This window comes from Oscillospiraceae bacterium, assembly GCA_009780275.1.
GTDB lineage: Bacteria > Bacillota > Clostridia > Oscillospirales > UBA929 > WRAI01.
The window spans coordinates 59359-75069 of record WRAI01000003.1; the positions used below are offsets into that span (position 1 = coordinate 59359).

The 15711-nt window shown below is 49.3% G+C and carries 29 protein-coding genes; 6 read left to right on the forward strand and 23 right to left on the reverse strand.

Annotated features, from left to right (window positions below; all coding sequences use genetic code 11):
- Positions 1 to 28: 28 nt before the first annotated feature.
- The 3 genes from FWE06_01670 to FWE06_01680 all read left to right on the forward strand — a co-directional run bounded on the left by FWE06_01670 (position 29) and on the right by FWE06_01680 (position 1693).
- Positions 29 to 589, forward strand: a complete 561-nt coding sequence (locus tag FWE06_01670) for an RNA polymerase sigma factor (GenBank protein MCL2545888.1) — start codon at positions 29 to 31, stop codon at positions 587 to 589.
- A complete protein-coding gene (locus FWE06_01675) occupies positions 586 to 831 on the forward strand; it encodes a hypothetical protein (protein MCL2545889.1) in 246 nt (81 codons plus the stop codon). The genes FWE06_01670 and FWE06_01675 overlap by 4 nt, the downstream gene beginning before the upstream one ends.
- 178 nt (positions 832 to 1009) lie before the next feature.
- Positions 1010 to 1693, forward strand: coding sequence for a helix-turn-helix transcriptional regulator (locus tag FWE06_01680; protein MCL2545890.1), 684 nt, complete (start codon positions 1010 to 1012; stop codon positions 1691 to 1693).
- Between the two features lie 63 nt (positions 1694 to 1756).
- On the opposite strand, the gene hemW is transcribed toward FWE06_01680, so the two are convergent.
- Positions 1757 to 2899 (reverse strand): radical SAM family heme chaperone HemW, encoded by a 1143-nt coding sequence (hemW, locus tag FWE06_01685; protein ID MCL2545891.1) that lies wholly within the window; start codon positions 2897 to 2899, stop codon positions 1757 to 1759.
- On the reverse strand, positions 2896 to 3732 hold the full coding sequence (locus FWE06_01690) for a YihY/virulence factor BrkB family protein (GenBank protein ID MCL2545892.1): 837 nt from the start codon (positions 3730 to 3732) through the stop codon (positions 2896 to 2898). Before FWE06_01690 ends, hemW begins: the two co-directional genes overlap by 4 nt.
- A gap of 39 nt (positions 3733 to 3771) precedes the next feature.
- On the opposite strand from FWE06_01690, the gene prmA reads away from it, so the two are divergent.
- From prmA to FWE06_01705, 3 genes are all read left to right on the forward strand, one after another.
- Positions 3772 to 4680, forward strand: coding sequence for a 50S ribosomal protein L11 methyltransferase (gene prmA, locus FWE06_01695; GenBank protein MCL2545893.1), 909 nt, complete (start codon positions 3772 to 3774; stop codon positions 4678 to 4680).
- Entirely contained in the window at positions 4680 to 4931 is a 252-nt protein-coding gene (locus FWE06_01700) for a TIGR03905 family TSCPD domain-containing protein (GenBank protein MCL2545894.1), read from the forward strand. Before prmA ends, FWE06_01700 begins: the two co-directional genes overlap by 1 nt.
- Before the next feature lie 123 nt (positions 4932 to 5054).
- A complete protein-coding gene (locus FWE06_01705) occupies positions 5055 to 5432 on the forward strand; it encodes a uridine kinase (GenBank protein ID MCL2545895.1) in 378 nt (125 codons plus the stop codon).
- A 36-nt stretch (positions 5433 to 5468) separates the two neighbouring features.
- Here FWE06_01705 and rplQ read toward each other — a convergent pair whose 3' ends face one another.
- From rplQ to rplN, 21 genes are all read right to left on the reverse strand, one after another.
- Entirely contained in the window at positions 5469 to 5810 is a 342-nt protein-coding gene (rplQ, locus tag FWE06_01710) for a 50S ribosomal protein L17 (GenBank protein ID MCL2545896.1), read from the reverse strand.
- 12 nt (positions 5811 to 5822) lie between these two features.
- The gene (locus FWE06_01715; GenBank protein MCL2545897.1) at positions 5823 to 6761 is read right to left on the reverse strand and encodes a DNA-directed RNA polymerase subunit alpha; all 939 of its coding nucleotides are present in this window, start codon (positions 6759 to 6761) and stop codon (positions 5823 to 5825) included.
- 49 nt (positions 6762 to 6810) lie between these two features.
- Positions 6811 to 7437 carry a 30S ribosomal protein S4 gene (rpsD, locus tag FWE06_01720; protein ID MCL2545898.1) on the reverse strand — a complete coding sequence of 209 codons (627 nt, stop codon included), beginning with the start codon at positions 7435 to 7437 and terminating at the stop codon, positions 6811 to 6813.
- A 15-nt stretch (positions 7438 to 7452) separates the two neighbouring features.
- Positions 7453 to 7851 (reverse strand): 30S ribosomal protein S11, encoded by a 399-nt coding sequence (gene rpsK, locus FWE06_01725; protein MCL2545899.1) that lies wholly within the window; start codon positions 7849 to 7851, stop codon positions 7453 to 7455.
- 14 nt (positions 7852 to 7865) lie between these two features.
- Entirely contained in the window at positions 7866 to 8237 is a 372-nt protein-coding gene (gene rpsM, locus FWE06_01730) for a 30S ribosomal protein S13 (protein MCL2545900.1), read from the reverse strand.
- An 87-nt stretch (positions 8238 to 8324) separates the two neighbouring features.
- Positions 8325 to 8438, reverse strand: a complete 114-nt coding sequence (rpmJ, locus tag FWE06_01735; protein MCL2545901.1) for a 50S ribosomal protein L36 — start codon at positions 8436 to 8438, stop codon at positions 8325 to 8327.
- Positions 8439 to 8482: 44 nt separating this feature from the next.
- Positions 8483 to 8704: a translation initiation factor IF-1 gene (infA, locus tag FWE06_01740; GenBank protein ID MCL2545902.1), complete on the reverse strand. Its 222-nt coding sequence runs from the start codon at positions 8702 to 8704 to the stop codon at positions 8483 to 8485.
- A 4-nt stretch (positions 8705 to 8708) separates the two neighbouring features.
- Positions 8709 to 8951 (reverse strand): KOW domain-containing RNA-binding protein, encoded by a 243-nt coding sequence (locus tag FWE06_01745; protein ID MCL2545903.1) that lies wholly within the window; start codon positions 8949 to 8951, stop codon positions 8709 to 8711.
- Complete coding sequence (gene map / locus FWE06_01750) at positions 8948 to 9712, reverse strand: type I methionyl aminopeptidase (GenBank protein MCL2545904.1); 765 nt, start codon at positions 9710 to 9712, stop codon at positions 8948 to 8950. The genes FWE06_01745 and map overlap by 4 nt, the downstream gene beginning before the upstream one ends.
- Complete coding sequence (locus FWE06_01755; protein MCL2545905.1) at positions 9709 to 10338, reverse strand: adenylate kinase; 630 nt, start codon at positions 10336 to 10338, stop codon at positions 9709 to 9711. Before FWE06_01755 ends, map begins: the two co-directional genes overlap by 4 nt.
- A 6-nt stretch (positions 10339 to 10344) precedes the next feature.
- A complete protein-coding gene (gene secY / locus FWE06_01760; GenBank protein ID MCL2545906.1) occupies positions 10345 to 11643 on the reverse strand; it encodes a preprotein translocase subunit SecY in 1299 nt (432 codons plus the stop codon).
- Complete coding sequence (gene rplO, locus FWE06_01765; protein MCL2545907.1) at positions 11640 to 12086, reverse strand: 50S ribosomal protein L15; 447 nt, start codon at positions 12084 to 12086, stop codon at positions 11640 to 11642. Before rplO ends, secY begins: the two co-directional genes overlap by 4 nt.
- Before the next feature lie 11 nt (positions 12087 to 12097).
- A complete protein-coding gene (gene rpmD, locus FWE06_01770; GenBank protein ID MCL2545908.1) occupies positions 12098 to 12274 on the reverse strand; it encodes a 50S ribosomal protein L30 in 177 nt (58 codons plus the stop codon).
- The gene (rpsE, locus tag FWE06_01775) at positions 12275 to 12778 is read right to left on the reverse strand and encodes a 30S ribosomal protein S5 (GenBank protein ID MCL2545909.1); all 504 of its coding nucleotides are present in this window, start codon (positions 12776 to 12778) and stop codon (positions 12275 to 12277) included.
- A 21-nt stretch (positions 12779 to 12799) separates the two neighbouring features.
- Complete coding sequence (rplR, locus tag FWE06_01780; GenBank protein ID MCL2545910.1) at positions 12800 to 13159, reverse strand: 50S ribosomal protein L18; 360 nt, start codon at positions 13157 to 13159, stop codon at positions 12800 to 12802.
- Positions 13160 to 13173: 14 nt separating this feature from the next.
- Positions 13174 to 13719, reverse strand: coding sequence for a 50S ribosomal protein L6 (gene rplF / locus FWE06_01785; protein ID MCL2545911.1), 546 nt, complete (start codon positions 13717 to 13719; stop codon positions 13174 to 13176).
- A gap of 12 nt (positions 13720 to 13731) precedes the next feature.
- Positions 13732 to 14130 (reverse strand): 30S ribosomal protein S8, encoded by a 399-nt coding sequence (rpsH, locus tag FWE06_01790; GenBank protein MCL2545912.1) that lies wholly within the window; start codon positions 14128 to 14130, stop codon positions 13732 to 13734.
- A gap of 129 nt (positions 14131 to 14259) precedes the next feature.
- Positions 14260 to 14445 (reverse strand): type Z 30S ribosomal protein S14, encoded by a 186-nt coding sequence (locus FWE06_01795; protein MCL2545913.1) that lies wholly within the window; start codon positions 14443 to 14445, stop codon positions 14260 to 14262.
- Positions 14446 to 14461: 16 nt separating this feature from the next.
- On the reverse strand, positions 14462 to 15004 hold the full coding sequence (gene rplE / locus FWE06_01800; GenBank protein MCL2545914.1) for a 50S ribosomal protein L5: 543 nt from the start codon (positions 15002 to 15004) through the stop codon (positions 14462 to 14464).
- Positions 15005 to 15019: 15 nt separating this feature from the next.
- Positions 15020 to 15337, reverse strand: a complete 318-nt coding sequence (gene rplX / locus FWE06_01805) for a 50S ribosomal protein L24 (GenBank protein ID MCL2545915.1) — start codon at positions 15335 to 15337, stop codon at positions 15020 to 15022.
- A gap of 1 nt (position 15338) precedes the next feature.
- Positions 15339 to 15707: a 50S ribosomal protein L14 gene (gene rplN / locus FWE06_01810; protein ID MCL2545916.1), complete on the reverse strand. Its 369-nt coding sequence runs from the start codon at positions 15705 to 15707 to the stop codon at positions 15339 to 15341.
- Between the last annotated feature and the right edge of the window lie 4 nt (positions 15708 to 15711).

Here is a 15711-nt window from a genome sequence, read left to right on the forward strand (position 1 = left end):
CTATTTGTTTAGTAAGGAGGTATTTTGCTTGGAGGATAGCGCAATTGTTGCTTTATACTGGCAACGGCAGGAAACGGCTCTCTCAAAAACTCAGGAAAAATATGGGCGACGGCTCTATGGTACAGCACAAAATATTTTGCGTGATGACGAAGATTCTAAAGAGTGCGTCAATGATGCACTCTTTAAGGCCTGGCAAGCGATCCCGCCAAGCCGCCCGGAATTATTAGGCGCTTTTTTGGTGAAAATTACACGTAACTTAGCTATCAATCGCTGGAAAGCCAAGCGCGCCGATAAGCGCGGCGGCGATGAAGTTGATTTGCTGCTGAGTGAGTTGCAAGACTGCATCCCCGCGGCGGGCGGCGTGGAAGATATGTTAAACGCCGCAGCCGTTACAGAAATCATCAACGAATATTTGCAGTCATTGGAGCAAACTGCACGGGTAATTTTTGTGCTGCGATATTTCCACGGCGAGAGTTTGGGTGATATCAGCAGACGATTTCAAATGAACGAAAACAATGTAAAGTCCATCTTATTTCGAGCGCGCAAGAAATTGAAGGCACAATTAGAGAAAGAAGAGGTGATTGTATGACAAAGCAAAAAGCTGAGACATTGTGGGCAAGCATCGGTCAGGTCGCCGATACGTTTATCGAGGAAGCCGAAACGGTGAAAGTGTTGCCGTGGAAGAAGCGTCAGCGCAAACGCAAACAAGTCATTGCTTGTGGCGCAATTGCGGCGGGGGCATCGGGCGCGGTGGCACTGACGGTGCTATTGCTACGGAAAAGAGGTGTGGCGGTCAGAGCTGTCAAGCCGATTTATATTTGCAGCAACTAACATGTCAGTATGCGTTTTTGCTAAGATAAAGTATACCCGACATGACCATATTCACGCCGCATTTCCCTGTTTCTTTCTAACAAGCGGCGTGTTTTGTGTGCTTTACACCAAATTTGACGCGGCAGCGCCGAACATGTTATAATACGCTGAGTTATCTTAGAACACAGGGGGGATTTCTATGAAAATGGCGATTAATCGGCGACTGACGTTACTACGGCAAGAGAAAAAAATTAGCCAGCGACAGGCTGCGCGGGACTTAGGCATTAGTCAGGCCTTGTTGTCACATTATGAAAACGGCGCACGCAAGCCGAGCTTGCAGTTTATCTGTGATGTCTGTGATTACTATGGTGTGACATCCGATTATCTGCTCGGGCGCAGTTTCTCGCGCGATGGTGCCGTCATTTTGGCCGAAGATGTGCCGTCGGCAGCTGGCGATAATGTGTTGCGCGGTCTGGCATCGGCTATGATGCAGAAAAAGATGATTATCAATGCTACAGGCATTCTCTTCGATATTCTCGGGCGTCCACGCAAAAACGAGCTTGTCAAGGCGGCGGCGCAGTATATCAGCTTGACGTATTACAAGCTGTTCCGACTGATGTACGCGTCCAACAAAGCCTTGCCAGACAACGCGTTTGCTGTTGACAGTTTAATTTATCAACAAGTCGCCGACTCGCAGCTAAAGACGGCGGAGGCCGAACTTGCAGTGCGATTGTCGGAACTCAGCGAACCGCTTAACGTCAGCTTTGAAACGCTTGCCGAGGAGTTTCCGCACTTTAACACGTCGTTGCTGTCGGTGCTGAATAACGCGGGGCGGGTGACACCTTCGGGTCAGCCGTTGCCTGCTGCAAAACGTACTAAATAGGAAATTTGACCAAAACCGCAGTCGCGCTATACGAGGTTCAGCCGATGTGAGGTGTATTGCGCTCTATGTCAGTAGTTCGCCAATCAGTGTGTTGCTGATTAACATCCCTTGCGGTGTCAACCGCCAACGTTTGCAGCCACTACCCTTTAGGTTTACATAATCAGTTAACCCATGAGCTTGGTATGATGCTAGTTTTTGGAAAGGCGACCCCTGCGGACAGCCGATTGCCGCCCCCGCATCACGCGGCAAATACTTCTCATATTCCTCGCGACAAACGCCGTGGGTGGTGCGGAGACCGAGCATGAGGTATTCTTCGGCGCGTTCTCGTTGTGTGACAGTCTGTTGCTGGGTGTAGATATTTCCGCCTGTTTGCATCGCGTGGATGTATGCTCGTATATCACACACAACGGCAGTGCGCAGGCCGTCGAAATCGCCGTGTGCTGACGCGCCGACACCGATATAGGGCTGTAATTGCCAATATTTCATATTGTGCCGCGCCTCATAACCGTTGCGCGCAAAGTTGGATATTTCATACTGCCCAAAGCCATGCACAGGCAGCAATTCCGTCATCAGGCAATATTGTTCGGCAAATTCGTCGTCGGTCGCTGTTTGTCCTGTTTTGTGCAGAGGCGTGTTAAGTTCGAGCTTCAGCCCGTAGCTTGAAATGTGTTGAATGGGCCATGTTGTAACACTTTCGAGTGTTTGCTGCCAATGTTTAATTGACTGCAACGGCAAACCGTAAAGCAGGTCGATGTTAATGTTGTCAAAGCCGGCTTGGCTCGCTTGCTGCACGGCTTGATAGGCTTGCTTTGCCGTGTGCATACGCCCTAACCATTGCAGCGCAGCCTCATCAAGTGACTGCACACCGACGGACAGGCGGTTTATACCGGAATGCTTCCATGCAATCAAGGTTGATGGCGTGATGGATTCTGGATTAGCTTCGAGTGTGATTTCGGCGTTTGGTGCAAGAATGAAATGATTGGCGATGACATCGAGCAAGACCGCAATTCGTGACGTACCAAAAAGCGACGGCGTTCCGCCGCCAAAGTAGACGGTGTCGATTGCTACCGGCGTTGTTTGCACGATTTGTTTTGTCAGCGCCCATAAGTAGTCATCGGCGTGTTGCGTGTCCATGGGCAGTGAATAAAAATCACAATACTTGCATTTTCGCGCGCAAAACGGCAAATGTACGTACAGACCTGTCAAAGAGACACCCCATTCTTACGTTGCTTGGCCGTCAGTTCGCGGCGATAGGCGTTGATTTCGGCGCCGGCCAGCACAATCAAGCAAAGGATAAAAACCCAGACCATCAGCCCCAAGAAAGCACCTATGCCACCGTAAATGCTCGAATACGGGTCAAAGTTGTTCATGTAAGCCTCGTAGACAAATGCCGAAGCAATCCAAGCCATAGCGGCAATAAACGCGCCCAGGACGTGTGTGCGCAGTTTTCCGCCGACGCCGGGTGTGAAACGATAGAGTAAAGTTAAAAAGCCGCTCAACACACCCAGCATGACAAGTATGCGCACGCCAGGGGTCATGGCGAAATTTTCCGTGCCAAGCTGATTGCTGATAAACTGTGCCGCTTGCCGTCCGAAAATGAGGACAAACATGGAAATGACCATTACTATACCAAAAGCAAAGGTAAAAATCAGCGCCAGAATGCGATAGCGCACAGGGCTAGCCATGCGTTTTTCGTGATAAGCGCGGTGGATGCCGCGCATCAATGCCCACACGCCCGTCGAAGCAGCCCATGTTGAGACAATGACGGCAAGGAGTGACCACTGACCGCCCAATCGACTGGCTTGTGTGATTTCTTCCACAATGTCGCTTGCTACGTCGCCGGGCAGTACGATGTGCAGCGTATCATTTGTCAATTCATTGCCTGTTTGGTACATCAGCGACACGAAAAACAACAATAGCGGATAAACTGACAGCATGAGGAAAAACGTCGTCTGCGCCGCCAGCCCCCACATGTCTTGGCGGTGGATGCGCTGCACGAGCGCGACAATGGTTTGTAATATTTTTCGCAGTGCTTGCATGGTTCTCACCTTTAATCTTTTACGTGGAGATAATGATTTATGATTTACCAACGATGCCGTATCAATACCACAGTACAATCGCTCGACGACGTAATTGCCGCACTATCGGCGGCGGGCTTTGATCAAATTGAAGTTGAAAGTACCGCTGAATTTCAATACCAGCTCGAAAACCGCCACAATTGGGAACTGATTGACGATGATTTTGCAGACAGTCTAACGCAAAATGCCGTGACGGTCTATACGCAGGACGACACACAAACGCAACGATTGCGTGAATGTGTCTGTCCCCTGCTCGACTGTCATTTGACCATCACAAAAGTTGACGAGCAGGATTGGGCAGATGCTTGGCAGCAGTATTATCGGCCGATTGATATCGGGGAACGGCTGCGCATCCAACCGGCATGGCTGGATTGTCAAGACATTGGCAACCGGCGCATCTTTTACAACAATCCCGGCATGAGTTTTGGCACCGGCACGCACGCTAGCACATTGCTTTGTCTCGAAATGCTCGAAAGCAATATCCAGGGCAGCGAGCGTGTGCTTGATATCGGTTGCGGCAGCGGAATTTTATTTATTTCGGCGCTGCTGCTAGGCGCAGGCGAAGCATTCGCCATCGACATTGACCCCATGGCATGCCAAATTGCCGAAGAAAATGCCGTTGCCAACAAAGCCACAAATTACAAAATCCAACAAGGCGATTTTACCGCAAATCCAGAAATAATGCAAGCTATGTTCAACTTCAAGCCCGATATTATTTGTGCCAACTTGGTCGCCGACTTACTGGTAGATCTTGCACCATATATCAAACGGCTACTTGCGCCGGGCGGAAAGTTGATTGCGTCGGGAATTATTGACAAACACGCCAAGCGTGTAGAAGAGTCCTTAGGGCTGCAGATTACACAACGTTTACAACGCGAGGGTTGGACAACATTGAAAGGAGAACTCTAATGAAACACACATACCATACCAAAGGCACCTGTGCCCATCAAATCGAAGTGGAAATCATCGATGGTATCGTCACACACGTCCAATTTTTCAATGGCTGCGATGGCAGCCTTGCCGCCGTGGCAAAATTGGTGGAGGGGCGACCGGCAGAGCAAGCACAGAAAATTCTGTCCGGCATTACTTGTGGGCGCAAATCGACATCTTGTCCCGACCAGTTGGCATGTGCTATTGCCGAAACATTGGCAGTGGAGTAAACTGTAAAATGGACACATCGAAAATCATTATATTGCGCGGCAATTCCGGGAGTGGCAAAGGCCTTGCAAGAAAAAATTGGGCGAGGAACACTATTAATTTCGCAAGATGATATACGCTGAGAAATGTTATGGGTGCATGGCGGAGCAGATAGCAAAAGCATCGAACTATTAAAGCATCTTATTCTGTTTGGTCATAATCATTGCGCTATCACCATTATCGAGGGTATATTGTACGCTGATGACCATGAAGAACTGTTTATGCAAATAGAGGATACCTTTAACAACCGAATGCTTGCATATTACTTTGATATACCTTTCGAAGAAACGCTAAAAAGGCACGAACAAAAGCAAAAAACGAAACAGCTCAACTTTGGAGAATCTGAAATGAAGACATGGTGGCGAGAGAAGGATTTCCTTTCAAACATTAACGAAAATATTATACATAAAGACATGAGTTTGCATGAGACAGTAGACAAAATTTGCCGTGATATAAAAACATAAGAGGGCGATATAAATCGCCCTCTTATGTTTAAAATTTTACAAAATTTCCAGCAGCGCCGTCTCCGCCGCATCGCCGCGGCGAATGCCGACACGGGTAATGCGTGTATAGCCGCCGCTTCGGTCAGCAAACTTGTCCGGTGCTTCGGTGAAGAGCTTTTTAACTACATCCTCGCGCGTGACAATCGCCAACGCCGCACGGTATGCCGCCAAGTCATTTTTCTTCGCCAATGTAATGACTTTTTCAGCCAACGGCGCGACTTCGCGCGCACGCGTGACTGTTGTGGTGAGTTTTCCCGCGTCCAGCAATTGCGTGACCATACCATACAGCATAGACATTCTGTGCGATGTGACGCGTCCTAATTTACGTGTTCCGGGCATATCAATACTCTCCTATTCTTCCGTCGCCAAGCCAAGCCCCATGGCGTCGAGTTTGGCAATGACTTCTTCCAATGATTTGCGACCCAAGTTCCGCACTTTCATCATATCGTCCTCGGTCTTTCCGAGCAAATCACTCAACAGATTGATACCGGCGCGTTTCAAGCAATTAAATGAACGCACACTGAGATCAAGCTCTTCGATAGTCATTTCCAATACTTTACTGTTGCCGGCGTCGCCGCGCTCGGTTGTCATGGCACCGCGCCCCATGAAGTCGGACAATTCAGTGAACAGTGCCAAATGGTTGGTCAGCATAACCGAGCCGAGGCTCAACGCCTCGCGCGCGGTAATAGTAGCGTCGGTCCACACTTCGATGGTCAAGCGATCAAAGTCGACCATATTACCAACACGGGTATTTTCTACAGTGTAGTTGACCTTCTGCACCGGCGTATAAATGGAATCTACTGGAATGAGTCCAATAACGGTATCGCGCGGCTTATTCATATCAGCAGATGCATACCCGCGTCCGTGCGAAATCGTGAGTTCCATTTCCAAGCTGGCGTCGGGACTCAATGTCGCGATGTGTAAATCGGGATTCTTGATTTCTACGTCGGCATCAACCACGATGTCGCCTGCAGTGACGACGCCCTCGCCGTCGGCCGTAACCGTCACAATCTTGATATCAGGGCTGTGTAAAACGGCATTGATATTTTTTACGTTCAAGATGATTTCGGTGACGTCTTCTTTGACACCGGGAATGGTAGAAAACTCATGGCTTACACCGGTGATTTTTACCGTTGTAACGGCCGTACCGGGCAATGACGAAAGCAAGACACGACGCAATGAGTTGCCCAGCGTGGAGCCATATCCACGTTCTAAAGGCTCGACAACAAATTTTCCGTAAGACTCGTCTTCGCTGACGCAAACAATGGCGGGTTTTTCGATTTCTATCATTGAGTACCCTCCTAGTTATTATAAATGGTTGAAAATACGTAAGAACAAGTTAGCGAGAGTAATACTCAACAATCAACTGTTCGTCAATGGGCAAGTCCATCTGTTCACGTGTCGGCAACTGCGTAACGCTTGCCGAAAATGTATCTTTATTGTATGGCAGCCATTCCGGTGCGCCACGTCCAGCAGTTTCCGTCAAACCTTTGAACTTTTCGCTGCTACGGCTTTTTTCACGCAAGGCAATCACGTCACTCGGCTTGACCAAGTATGACGGGATATTGACTTTGCGGCCATTGACAGTGAAGTGTCCGTGATTGACAAGTTGCCGCGCCTCAGGATGACTATTTGCCAAACCCATGCGATAGACCACGTTGTCCAAGCGCGTTTCCAACAGGCGTAACAGGTTTTCGCCTGTTTGCCCCGGGCGGCGCGCCGCTTCTTTATAATATTTCAGAAATTGATTTTCTAACACGCCATAATAGCGGCGGGCCTTTTGCTTTTCGCGCAATTGCAGTCCATATTCAGACAACTTTCTATTGCGCCCCTGGCCATGCTGTCCAGGCGCATATGCGCGTCGCACCACACTGCACTTTCCCGTGTAGCAACGGTCGCCTTTTAGAAAGAGTTTTTGACCTTCGCGGCGGCACTGACGGCAAACCGCGTCTGTATATCTTGCCATATAGTTGTTTCTCCTCTACACTCTACGACGTTTCGGCGGACGACATCCGTTGTGCGGAATGGGCGTCACGTCTTTGATAAGATGCACATCAAGTCCTGCAGTTTGCAAGGCGCGAATGGCGGCCTCGCGACCCGATCCGGGACCTTTGACGTAGACTTCCACGGTACGCATACCGTGCTCCATCGCTGCTTTAGCAGCAACTTCAGCGGCTGATTGCGCAGCAAAAGGTGTCGACTTTTTCGAGCCGCGAAACCCCAGTTTACCAGCCGATGACCAACAAACAGCATTGCCCTGCAAGTCTGTGATAGTAACCATTGTGTTGTTAAAGGAGGCACGAATGTGTACCGCTCCCTTTTCGATATTCTTACGTTCGCGACGCTTGCGTGTCGCCACGCGTTTCTTAGGTGCTGCCATTCTGCTTCACTCCCTTACTTCTTTTTGCCCGCCATCGTGCGGCGCGGCCCTTTGCGCGTGCGCGCGTTGGTCTTAGTGCGCTGCCCGCGCACCGGCAAGCCTTTACGGTGCCGCACACCGCGGTAACAGCCGATTTCAACCAAACGCTTAATATCCATTGCCGTTTCACGTCGCAAATCACCTTCAACCAAGATGTCGTTCTTGTCAATGAAGTCACGGATTTTGTCGACATCGCTTTCTGACAAATCCTTGACGCGTGTGTCTAAACTGATGCCGACACCCGCCAAAATTTTTCTCGACGTGGCAGGGCCAATGCCGAAAATGTACGTCAATCCGTACTCTGCTCGCTTTTCACGCGGTAAGTCTACGCCTGCAATCCTTGCCATGATTGTACCTCGCAATCCATTTTTGAGTTTCTAATATGTCGCGCCTCGTGTGCAGCGACGACTTTGTCGCTCGCTCACTCGGCAGTTCTAACCCTGCCTTTGTTTGTGTCTAGGGTTAACACAAATAACCATCACGCGTCCATTACGCTTGATGACCTTGCATTTTTCACACATGGGTTTAACTGACGGTCTGACTTTCATATTTAGTAGCCTCCTAGTTTGTCACGCCTCGTATACGGCAACTCTTAGTTTCTTGCTCGCCAAGTGATTCTACCTCGCGTTAAATCATATGGCGACATCTGTACAGTCACTTTATCGCCAGGCACAATTTTAATATAATTCATTCGCAATTTTCCGGAGATGTGCGCCATTATCTTATGGTCGTTGCCAATGTCAACGGTAAAGATGGCGTTGGGCAACGCCTCGGTCACGACGCCTTCCAGTTCAATGACATCTTCTTTAGCCATAGTGCTACCCCTCTCTGTATTGACGCAACGCTTGCCATACGGCTTTATTGCTTAAACGTTCCATTGGCAGCGCAATTGCCTCTGCCGCAATCTTCTGTACATGCTTACATTTTTTCCGTTTTGGTTTTTCGATACGGCGTTTCCGTCCGTCTGCCAAATGCAAATAGTCGTCTTCCACGTCTAATACAACGAAAATGCCGCCTTTGTCATGTCCGTGCGTTGACCGCACTACATCACCTTTTCTCATGAGACATCACCCTCACGCGCTGTGAGTAACTCAGGTGCGCCATCCGTAATCAGTACAGTGTGCTCATAATGAGCTGTCAGCGCACGATCAGCACTGACTACTGTCCAGCCATCTTTGAGAATTTCAACATCGGGACGATTGCTTGCAATAATCATCGGTTCAATGGCCAATGTCATGCCGCTAGCCAACCGCGCCCCGCGCTTACCGGTGAAAAAATTAGGAATTTCTGGCTCTTCATGCAATGACGCACCCACACCATGTCCTGTGAAATGCTCGACAACAGCATAGCCATGTTTATTAGCGTAATCGCCAATCGCCTGTGATATGTCACCAATATGCGCACCTTTTCGGCAAAATTGCAAGCCTTGGTAAAAGCTCTGCCGCGTAATATCAATCAATTGCTGTGCTTTCGGCGCGACTGCACCGACGGAAAACGTCGCCGCGCTGTCTGCATGAAATCCCTCATGACAAACACCGACATCAATGCCAACAATATCGCCTTGGCATAACACGCGCCCACCGGGAATTCCATGAATCAACTCCTCGTTGACTGAAATGCATGCACTTGCCGGAAATCCTCGATAACCCAAAAATGACGGTTTTGCACCCTGCGCTGTGATGTGTTTGCGGATGATGTCGTCCAAGTCCTTTGTCGTCACGCCCGATTGAATCGTGCGCTCCGCCAGCCGCAAGGCTTGCCCCACAATCATTCCCGCTGTTCGCATCAGTGCGATTTCGCGCGGGGATTTGATAGGAATCATAATCCCAAAGCCCCCAAGCAACGCTGCGATGTGTCCTCAATGGCATGCTGAGAGACTGCACTCTTCAACTTACCCATGCGGGCGTAATAACCTTTAAGAGGTGCGGTATTCTCGTGGTAGGTCTCCAGACGTACACGCACCGTTTCCGGCTCATCGTCCGCCCGACGTTCTAGCGCGCTGCCGCAATTATCGCACACACCATCTTGGCGTGGTTGCCTGTACTCCATGTGATAGCTCGCCCCGCATTTAGGGCAAGAGCGCCGACCGCTCATTCTGCGTTCAATCTCTTCATCAGCAATCTCAATACTCAAAACCGCATCAATGCCTACGGCACAGTCCAACGCCTCAGCCTGCGGAATGGTGCGCGGGAAACCATCAAGGATAAATCCTTTTTGGCAATCATTTTGCGTGACCCGCTCTTGAATTAAGCCAATCATAATGTCGTCTGGCACAAGCCCGCCGCTCTCAACAAAGAGTCTTGCTTTCTTCCCCAATTCGGTACCCGCCGCGATGGCTTCACGCAACATCTGTCCCGTTGAAATAGCGGGGATATCCAGCCTCCGAGACAAGTGCTCAGCTTGTGTGCCTTTGCCTGAGCCAGGCGCACCCAATAAAATCAACTTCATCAATGCTTACTCCAAGAAGCCTTTATAATGGCGCATGACCATCTGTGACTCAATCTGCTTGACAGTTTCAAGCGCAACGCCAACCACGATGAGGATAGACGTACCGCCAATTGCTAGTCCTGCCAAGCCCTGAATACGGCTCATAGCAAGCGGCAAGACAGCAATCAGTCCCAAGAAAAGGGCACCAAAAAGTGTGATTTTATTCAACACTTTCTTAATAAAGTCTGTCGTTGGACGTCCCGGACGAAAGCCAGGGATAAATCCACCATTTTGTTTAAGGTTATTGCTAATCTCAGTCGGATTGAACTGAATCGACTGATAAAAGTATGCAAAGGCAATAATTAACAGCGCATAGACGACCATATATGCCGGTGATGTCATGGCAAAGCTGTTTTCTACCCAACTTGAGAAGCGTCCACCGCCGCCGAACAGCCCGGCAATGGTTGCTGGGAATGATGCAATCGCGCCCGCAAAAATGATAGGCATAACACCGCTCATGTTGACTTTCATGGGCAAATGCGTACTCTGTCCGCCATACATCTTACGTCCCACAACGCGCTTAGCGTACTGGACGGGAATGCGGCGTTCAGCATTGGTCATCCATACAATGAAAGCAATGATGCCAAGGAAAAGAGCTGCCACGATAGGAAGCAAATACCATTGGCCGTCAGAAATCATCGCACCGATTTGGAATGGCAGCGCCCGCCCACGGCTGACAATGGCAGCAAACAGAATAATCGAAATGCCGTTTCCAACACCAAATTCAGTGATTTGCTCACCCAACCACATAATCAACGCACTACCGGCAGTGAACGTAGCGACAATCACGATGGCCATCAATGTTCTGTTGTAATCGTACAAAAGACTGCCTACTTCGCCGCCGTGATCGCGGCCAATCAACATGAAATAGCCGATACCTTGTACAATCGCCAAGCCGACTGTGGCATAACGCGTAATTGCGGCAATCTTCTTTCGGCCTGCTTCTCCGCCCTCTTTTTGCAGGCGCTCGAGTGCCGGAACACCGACAGTCAACAACTGCATGATAATCGAAGCGTTAATATACGGCTGAATCGACAGCGCAAAAACCGTACCGTTTTGGAAAGCGTTACCGCTCATCATGTTGAGCATATCAAATATAGTACCACCGCCGATGGCTTGGTCAAACGCTGCATACAGTGCATCGGTATTCAAGAACGGCACAGGAATAGCTGCGCCCAACCGATACGCAAACAATACCATTAAAGTAAAAAGAATTTTTCGCCGCAGTTCAGGGATTTTCCAGGCGTTGCGTAATGTTTGAATCACTTTGCAATCACCTCAGCCTTTCCACCGGCTGCCTCGATTTTCTCCTTGGCAGACGCTGAGAATGCCTTTGCCTGCACGGTCAATTTTTTAGTAAAATTGCCCTCACCTAGCACTTTCACGCCGAATTTAGCGTGTGGAATCAAGCCGTTTTCAATCAGAATGGCAGCATCAACAACATCGCCATCCTTAAAGCGTTCCAACAGAGCCAAATTGACCGCTGTCGGCGGCTTGGCAAATATATTGGTAAACCCACGTTTGGGAATACGCATTTTCATCGGCAGTTGTCCGCCTTCAAAGCCCGGTTTGCGGCTATAACCGCTCCGCGACTTTTGTCCCTTGTGACCGCGACCGCTGGTCTTGCCATTTCCGCTGCCGTGACCGCGACCTACGCGATTACGTGCGCGTTTTGAGCCTACTGCCGGCGAAAGTTCATGCAATTCCATGACCACACCTCCTACTTCTCGACGGTAATCAAATATGAAATCTGTTTTAATTTTCCCTGTGTTTGTACATTGTCGGGCTGTTCCACCACATCACCGATTTTTTTTAGTCCTAAAGACTTTGCAGTGGCAATATGTGTCTTATTACGCCCAATCAGACTCTTTGTCAGTTTGATTTTCATTTTTGTCACCTACTTCAAAATTTCAGCGACGGTACGACCGCGCAAACGTGCAATTTGTTCGGGCGTTTTGAGCGATTTCAAGCCCTCCATTGTCGCACTGACCACGTTGAGCGGCCGATTGCTGCGCAATGATTTGGTGCGAATATCAGAAATGCCCGCCGCTTCAAGCACGGCACGGACAGGTCCGCCAGCAATAACACCTGTACCGGGCGCCGCCGGTTTTAACAGCACACGCGCCGCGCCAAATGTGCCTAGCACTTCATGCTGAATGGTGGTGCCTTTGCGCGGGATTGTCACCATATTTTTCTTGGCATCTTCAATGCCTTTGCGAATGGCATCGGGCACTTCGCCCGCTTTTCCTAAGCCAAATCCGACTTTTCCGTCACCATTTCCGACAACAACCAGTGCCGAAAATTTCATAACACGACCGCCCTTAACCGTCTTAGAGACACGATTGAGCTCGACAACCTTCTCTTTCAGGTCGGAATTTGGGTCAGTTCTATCTCTTTGCATTGCCATATCCGTCTTCCTCCCTTAAAATTCCAGCCCGGCTTCACGCGCGCCGTCGGCAAGTTCTTGCACACGTCCGTGATACAAGTAACCACCGCGATCAAACACGACCGTCTTGATTTTCTTTTTCTTGGCAGCGGCGGCAATGGCTTTTCCCACTTCACGTGCACCCTCTTTGTTACCGCCATTTGCTTTAAAATCTTTACTATTGCTCGATGCCGAAACCAGCGTTACGGCATTGACATCATCAATAATTTGCGCATAAATGTGATGATCACTACGAAATACGCACAGGCGAGGACACTCGGCTGTGCCCAAAATCTTACCGCGCACGCGACGATGACGGCGCTGGCGTTGCTTATTGCTATCGCGACGTTTAACCATGGTATCCTACCTCCTTATGCTTTCTTGCCGGCCTTGCCTTCTTTGCGGCGGATGACCTCATCCACATATTTAATGCCTTTGCCAAGGTATGGCTCAGGCGGACGTTTTTCGCGAATTTCCGCAGCAAATTGCCCTACTTTTTGCTTATCACAACCACTGATAACAATGCGGTTGGCTGTGGGACATTCAACCGCTACACCTTCGGGCGGCGTCATGGTCACTTGATGAGAGAAGCCGATATTCATAACCAAGTCCTTGCCCTGCATAGTCACACGATAGCCCACACCAATGACATCAAGCTCTTTCTTAAATGTCTCGGTTACACCGACAATCATGTTGTTGAGTAATGTACGCGTCAGTCCATGCAGACTGCGGTTCTCTTTGTTGTCATTGGGACGAACGATGGTAATCACATTTCCGTCCTGTTTGATTTCCATGTTACCATGGAGCGTTTGCGCCAATGCACCTTTAGGTCCTTTGACCTCAATGGCGTTACTCTGTCCGATGGTGACAGTCACGCCGCTTGGCACAGTAATCTCTTTACGTCCAATTCTCGACATTGTGCTTCCCCCTTACCAAACAAAGGCGAGCACTTCGCCGCCGATTTTCTCGCTTCGCGCGCGCTTATCAGTCATGACGCCCTTAGACGTAGAGACAATCGCGATGCCTAAGCCACGCAGGACTTTTGGCAAGTCTTCCGCCCCGACATACACACGCAAACCCGGCTTGGACACACGCTTAATACCGGTAATCACACGTTCATTGTCTTGCGTGTATTTCAAAGCAATGCGCAGTGTACCCTGCCCGTTGTCTTGAATAGTGTTGATGGATTTAATATAGCCCTCTTGTTTCAAGATTTCGGCAATCGATTTCTTGAACTTACTGGCCGGAATATCGACCGAATCATGCCGCGCCGCATTTGCGTTTCGGATGCGCGTCAGCATATCAGCGACAGGGTCTGTTACGTGCATGGGGAATTCCTCCTTGTAAATGAAGTCAAAGGTTAGAGACTTGCTCTCTGCTTTGCTCCTGCGGGGATAAAATAATTTTTTTATACATGGCGCATTGAGGACGCCGCGCCCTACAACGTATATGCCACTTTACCAAGAAGCCTTGCGCACACCGGGAATTTGACCTTTGTATGCCAGTTCGCGGAAGCAAATGCGGCAAACACCATAGTCACGCAAATAGCCGCGTGGGCGACCACAGATAGCGCAACGCGTATAGGCGCGGGTGGAATATTTAGGTTTACGTTGCTGTTTGATAATCATTGATTTCTTAGCCATGTTCTTTTCCTCCCTCTCAACCAGCGTTAAATGGCGCGCCCAATAATGTGAGCATTTCACGCGCTTCTTCGTCGTTCTTTGCGGTAGTGCATATTACAATGTCCATGCCGCGAATTTTATCAATTTTATCGTATTCAATTTCAGGAAAAATAAGCTGTTCCTTAATACCTAATGCATAGTTTCCACGTCCATCAAAAGCATTAGGCGTAATGCCTCGGAAGTCGCGCACACGAGGAAGTGCCACATTGAATAAGCGGTCAATAAACTCCCACATGCGTTTGCCACGCAAGGTGACTTTGACACCAACTGGCATACCAGCACGAACCTTAAAGTTCGCTACCGATTTCTTAGCCCGCGTAATCACGGCCTTCTGCCCGGTGATTACACCGATATCGCCGACAATCGCGTCGAGAATTTTAGCATTGTCACGCGCTTCGCCGGCACCGACATTGATGACAATTTTTTCCAGTTTCGGCGTTTCCATCACGCTTTTGTAGCTAAATTTCTTCACCAACTGGGGCGCAATCTCGGCTCTAAATTTTTCTTGTAAACGTGCCATTTTATTCGCCCCTCCTTAGATATTTTCTTTGCATTTTTTGCATACACGGGTCTTCTTTCCCTCTTTATCAAATGCATACGCCGTACGCGTCGGCGCGTCACACTTCGGGCAAATACGCATGACCTTATTGGCCCGAATAGGTGATTCCATTTTAATCAAACCACCGGCTTCACCTTGCTTGCGCGGTTTTGTGTGTCGCGTGGCGAGATTGATTTTTTCCACAATTACAGTGCCTTTGGACGGGATCGTAGACAACACTTTTCCTTTAGCACCTTTGTCTTTACCCGACAGAACAACGACTTGGTCGTCTTTACGAATATTCAGACTATTCATGTTAAATAACCTCCGGCGCGAGCGACAAAATTTTCATGTAATCCTTATCGCGCAGTTCCCGTGCCACTGGGCCAAAAATCCTTGTACCGCGAGGGTTTTGGTCTTCTTTGATAATAACTGCAGCGTTCTCGTCAAACCGGACATAACTGCCGTCAGCACGATGTACACCCTTGACGGTACGCACAATCACAGCACGGACAACTTCGCCTTTCTTTACCACGCCACCCGGGCTGGCCTTACGCACACTGCACACAATCACATCACCTACACTGCCATAACGACGACCTGAGCCGCCCAGCACGCGAATGCAATTCAATTCTTTCGCGCCGGTATTGTCGGCGACTTTTAAAGTAGATTCCTGTTGAACCATAATG

Excerpts from the sequence above, each read along its gene's own strand:
- FWE06_01745 (MCL2545903.1), bottom strand. The coding sequence starts at position 8,951 with ATGAGAAAAGGTGATGTAGTGCGGTCAACGCACGGACATGACAAAGGC.
- rplQ (MCL2545896.1), bottom strand. The coding sequence starts at position 5,810 with ATGCCCGGAACACGTAAATTAGGACGCGTCACATCGCACAGAATGTCT.
- rplN (MCL2545916.1), bottom strand. The coding sequence starts at position 15,707 with ATGGTTCAACAGGAATCTACTTTAAAAGTCGCCGACAATACCGGCGCG.
- rpsM (MCL2545900.1), bottom strand. The coding sequence starts at position 8,237 with ATGGCAAGGATTGCAGGCGTAGACTTACCGCGTGAAAAGCGAGCAGAG.
- FWE06_01700 (MCL2545894.1), top strand. The coding sequence starts at position 4,680 with ATGAAACACACATACCATACCAAAGGCACCTGTGCCCATCAAATCGAA.
- rpsH (MCL2545912.1), bottom strand. The coding sequence starts at position 14,130 with ATGCACGTAACAGACCCTGTCGCTGATATGCTGACGCGCATCCGAAAC.
- infA (MCL2545902.1), bottom strand. The coding sequence starts at position 8,704 with ATGGCTAAAGAAGATGTCATTGAACTGGAAGGCGTCGTGACCGAGGCG.
- rplX (MCL2545915.1), bottom strand. The coding sequence starts at position 15,337 with ATGAATAGTCTGAATATTCGTAAAGACGACCAAGTCGTTGTTCTGTCG.
- FWE06_01795 (MCL2545913.1), bottom strand. The coding sequence starts at position 14,445 with ATGGCTAAGAAATCAATGATTATCAAACAGCAACGTAAACCTAAATAT.
- FWE06_01690 (MCL2545892.1), bottom strand. The coding sequence starts at position 3,732 with ATGCAAGCACTGCGAAAAATATTACAAACCATTGTCGCGCTCGTGCAG.
- FWE06_01705 (MCL2545895.1), top strand. The coding sequence starts at position 5,055 with ATGTTATGGGTGCATGGCGGAGCAGATAGCAAAAGCATCGAACTATTA.
- rpsD (MCL2545898.1), bottom strand. The coding sequence starts at position 7,437 with ATGGCAAGATATACAGACGCGGTTTGCCGTCAGTGCCGCCGCGAAGGT.
- FWE06_01675 (MCL2545889.1), top strand. The coding sequence starts at position 586 with ATGACAAAGCAAAAAGCTGAGACATTGTGGGCAAGCATCGGTCAGGTC.
- prmA (MCL2545893.1), top strand. The coding sequence starts at position 3,772 with ATGATTTACCAACGATGCCGTATCAATACCACAGTACAATCGCTCGAC.
- FWE06_01715 (MCL2545897.1), bottom strand. The coding sequence starts at position 6,761 with ATGATAGAAATCGAAAAACCCGCCATTGTTTGCGTCAGCGAAGACGAG.
- rplF (MCL2545911.1), bottom strand. The coding sequence starts at position 13,719 with ATGTCGAGAATTGGACGTAAAGAGATTACTGTGCCAAGCGGCGTGACT.
- map (MCL2545904.1), bottom strand. The coding sequence starts at position 9,712 with ATGATTCCTATCAAATCCCCGCGCGAAATCGCACTGATGCGAACAGCG.
- rplR (MCL2545910.1), bottom strand. The coding sequence starts at position 13,159 with ATGGTTAAACGTCGCGATAGCAATAAGCAACGCCAGCGCCGTCATCGT.
- FWE06_01680 (MCL2545890.1), top strand. The coding sequence starts at position 1,010 with ATGAAAATGGCGATTAATCGGCGACTGACGTTACTACGGCAAGAGAAA.
- rplE (MCL2545914.1), bottom strand. The coding sequence starts at position 15,004 with ATGGCACGTTTACAAGAAAAATTTAGAGCCGAGATTGCGCCCCAGTTG.
- FWE06_01755 (MCL2545905.1), bottom strand. The coding sequence starts at position 10,338 with ATGAAGTTGATTTTATTGGGTGCGCCTGGCTCAGGCAAAGGCACACAA.
- rpmJ (MCL2545901.1), bottom strand. The coding sequence starts at position 8,438 with ATGAAAGTCAGACCGTCAGTTAAACCCATGTGTGAAAAATGCAAGGTC.
- rpsK (MCL2545899.1), bottom strand. The coding sequence starts at position 7,851 with ATGGCAGCACCTAAGAAACGCGTGGCGACACGCAAGCGTCGCGAACGT.
- rpsE (MCL2545909.1), bottom strand. The coding sequence starts at position 12,778 with ATGCAAAGAGATAGAACTGACCCAAATTCCGACCTGAAAGAGAAGGTT.
- rplO (MCL2545907.1), bottom strand. The coding sequence starts at position 12,086 with ATGGAATTGCATGAACTTTCGCCGGCAGTAGGCTCAAAACGCGCACGT.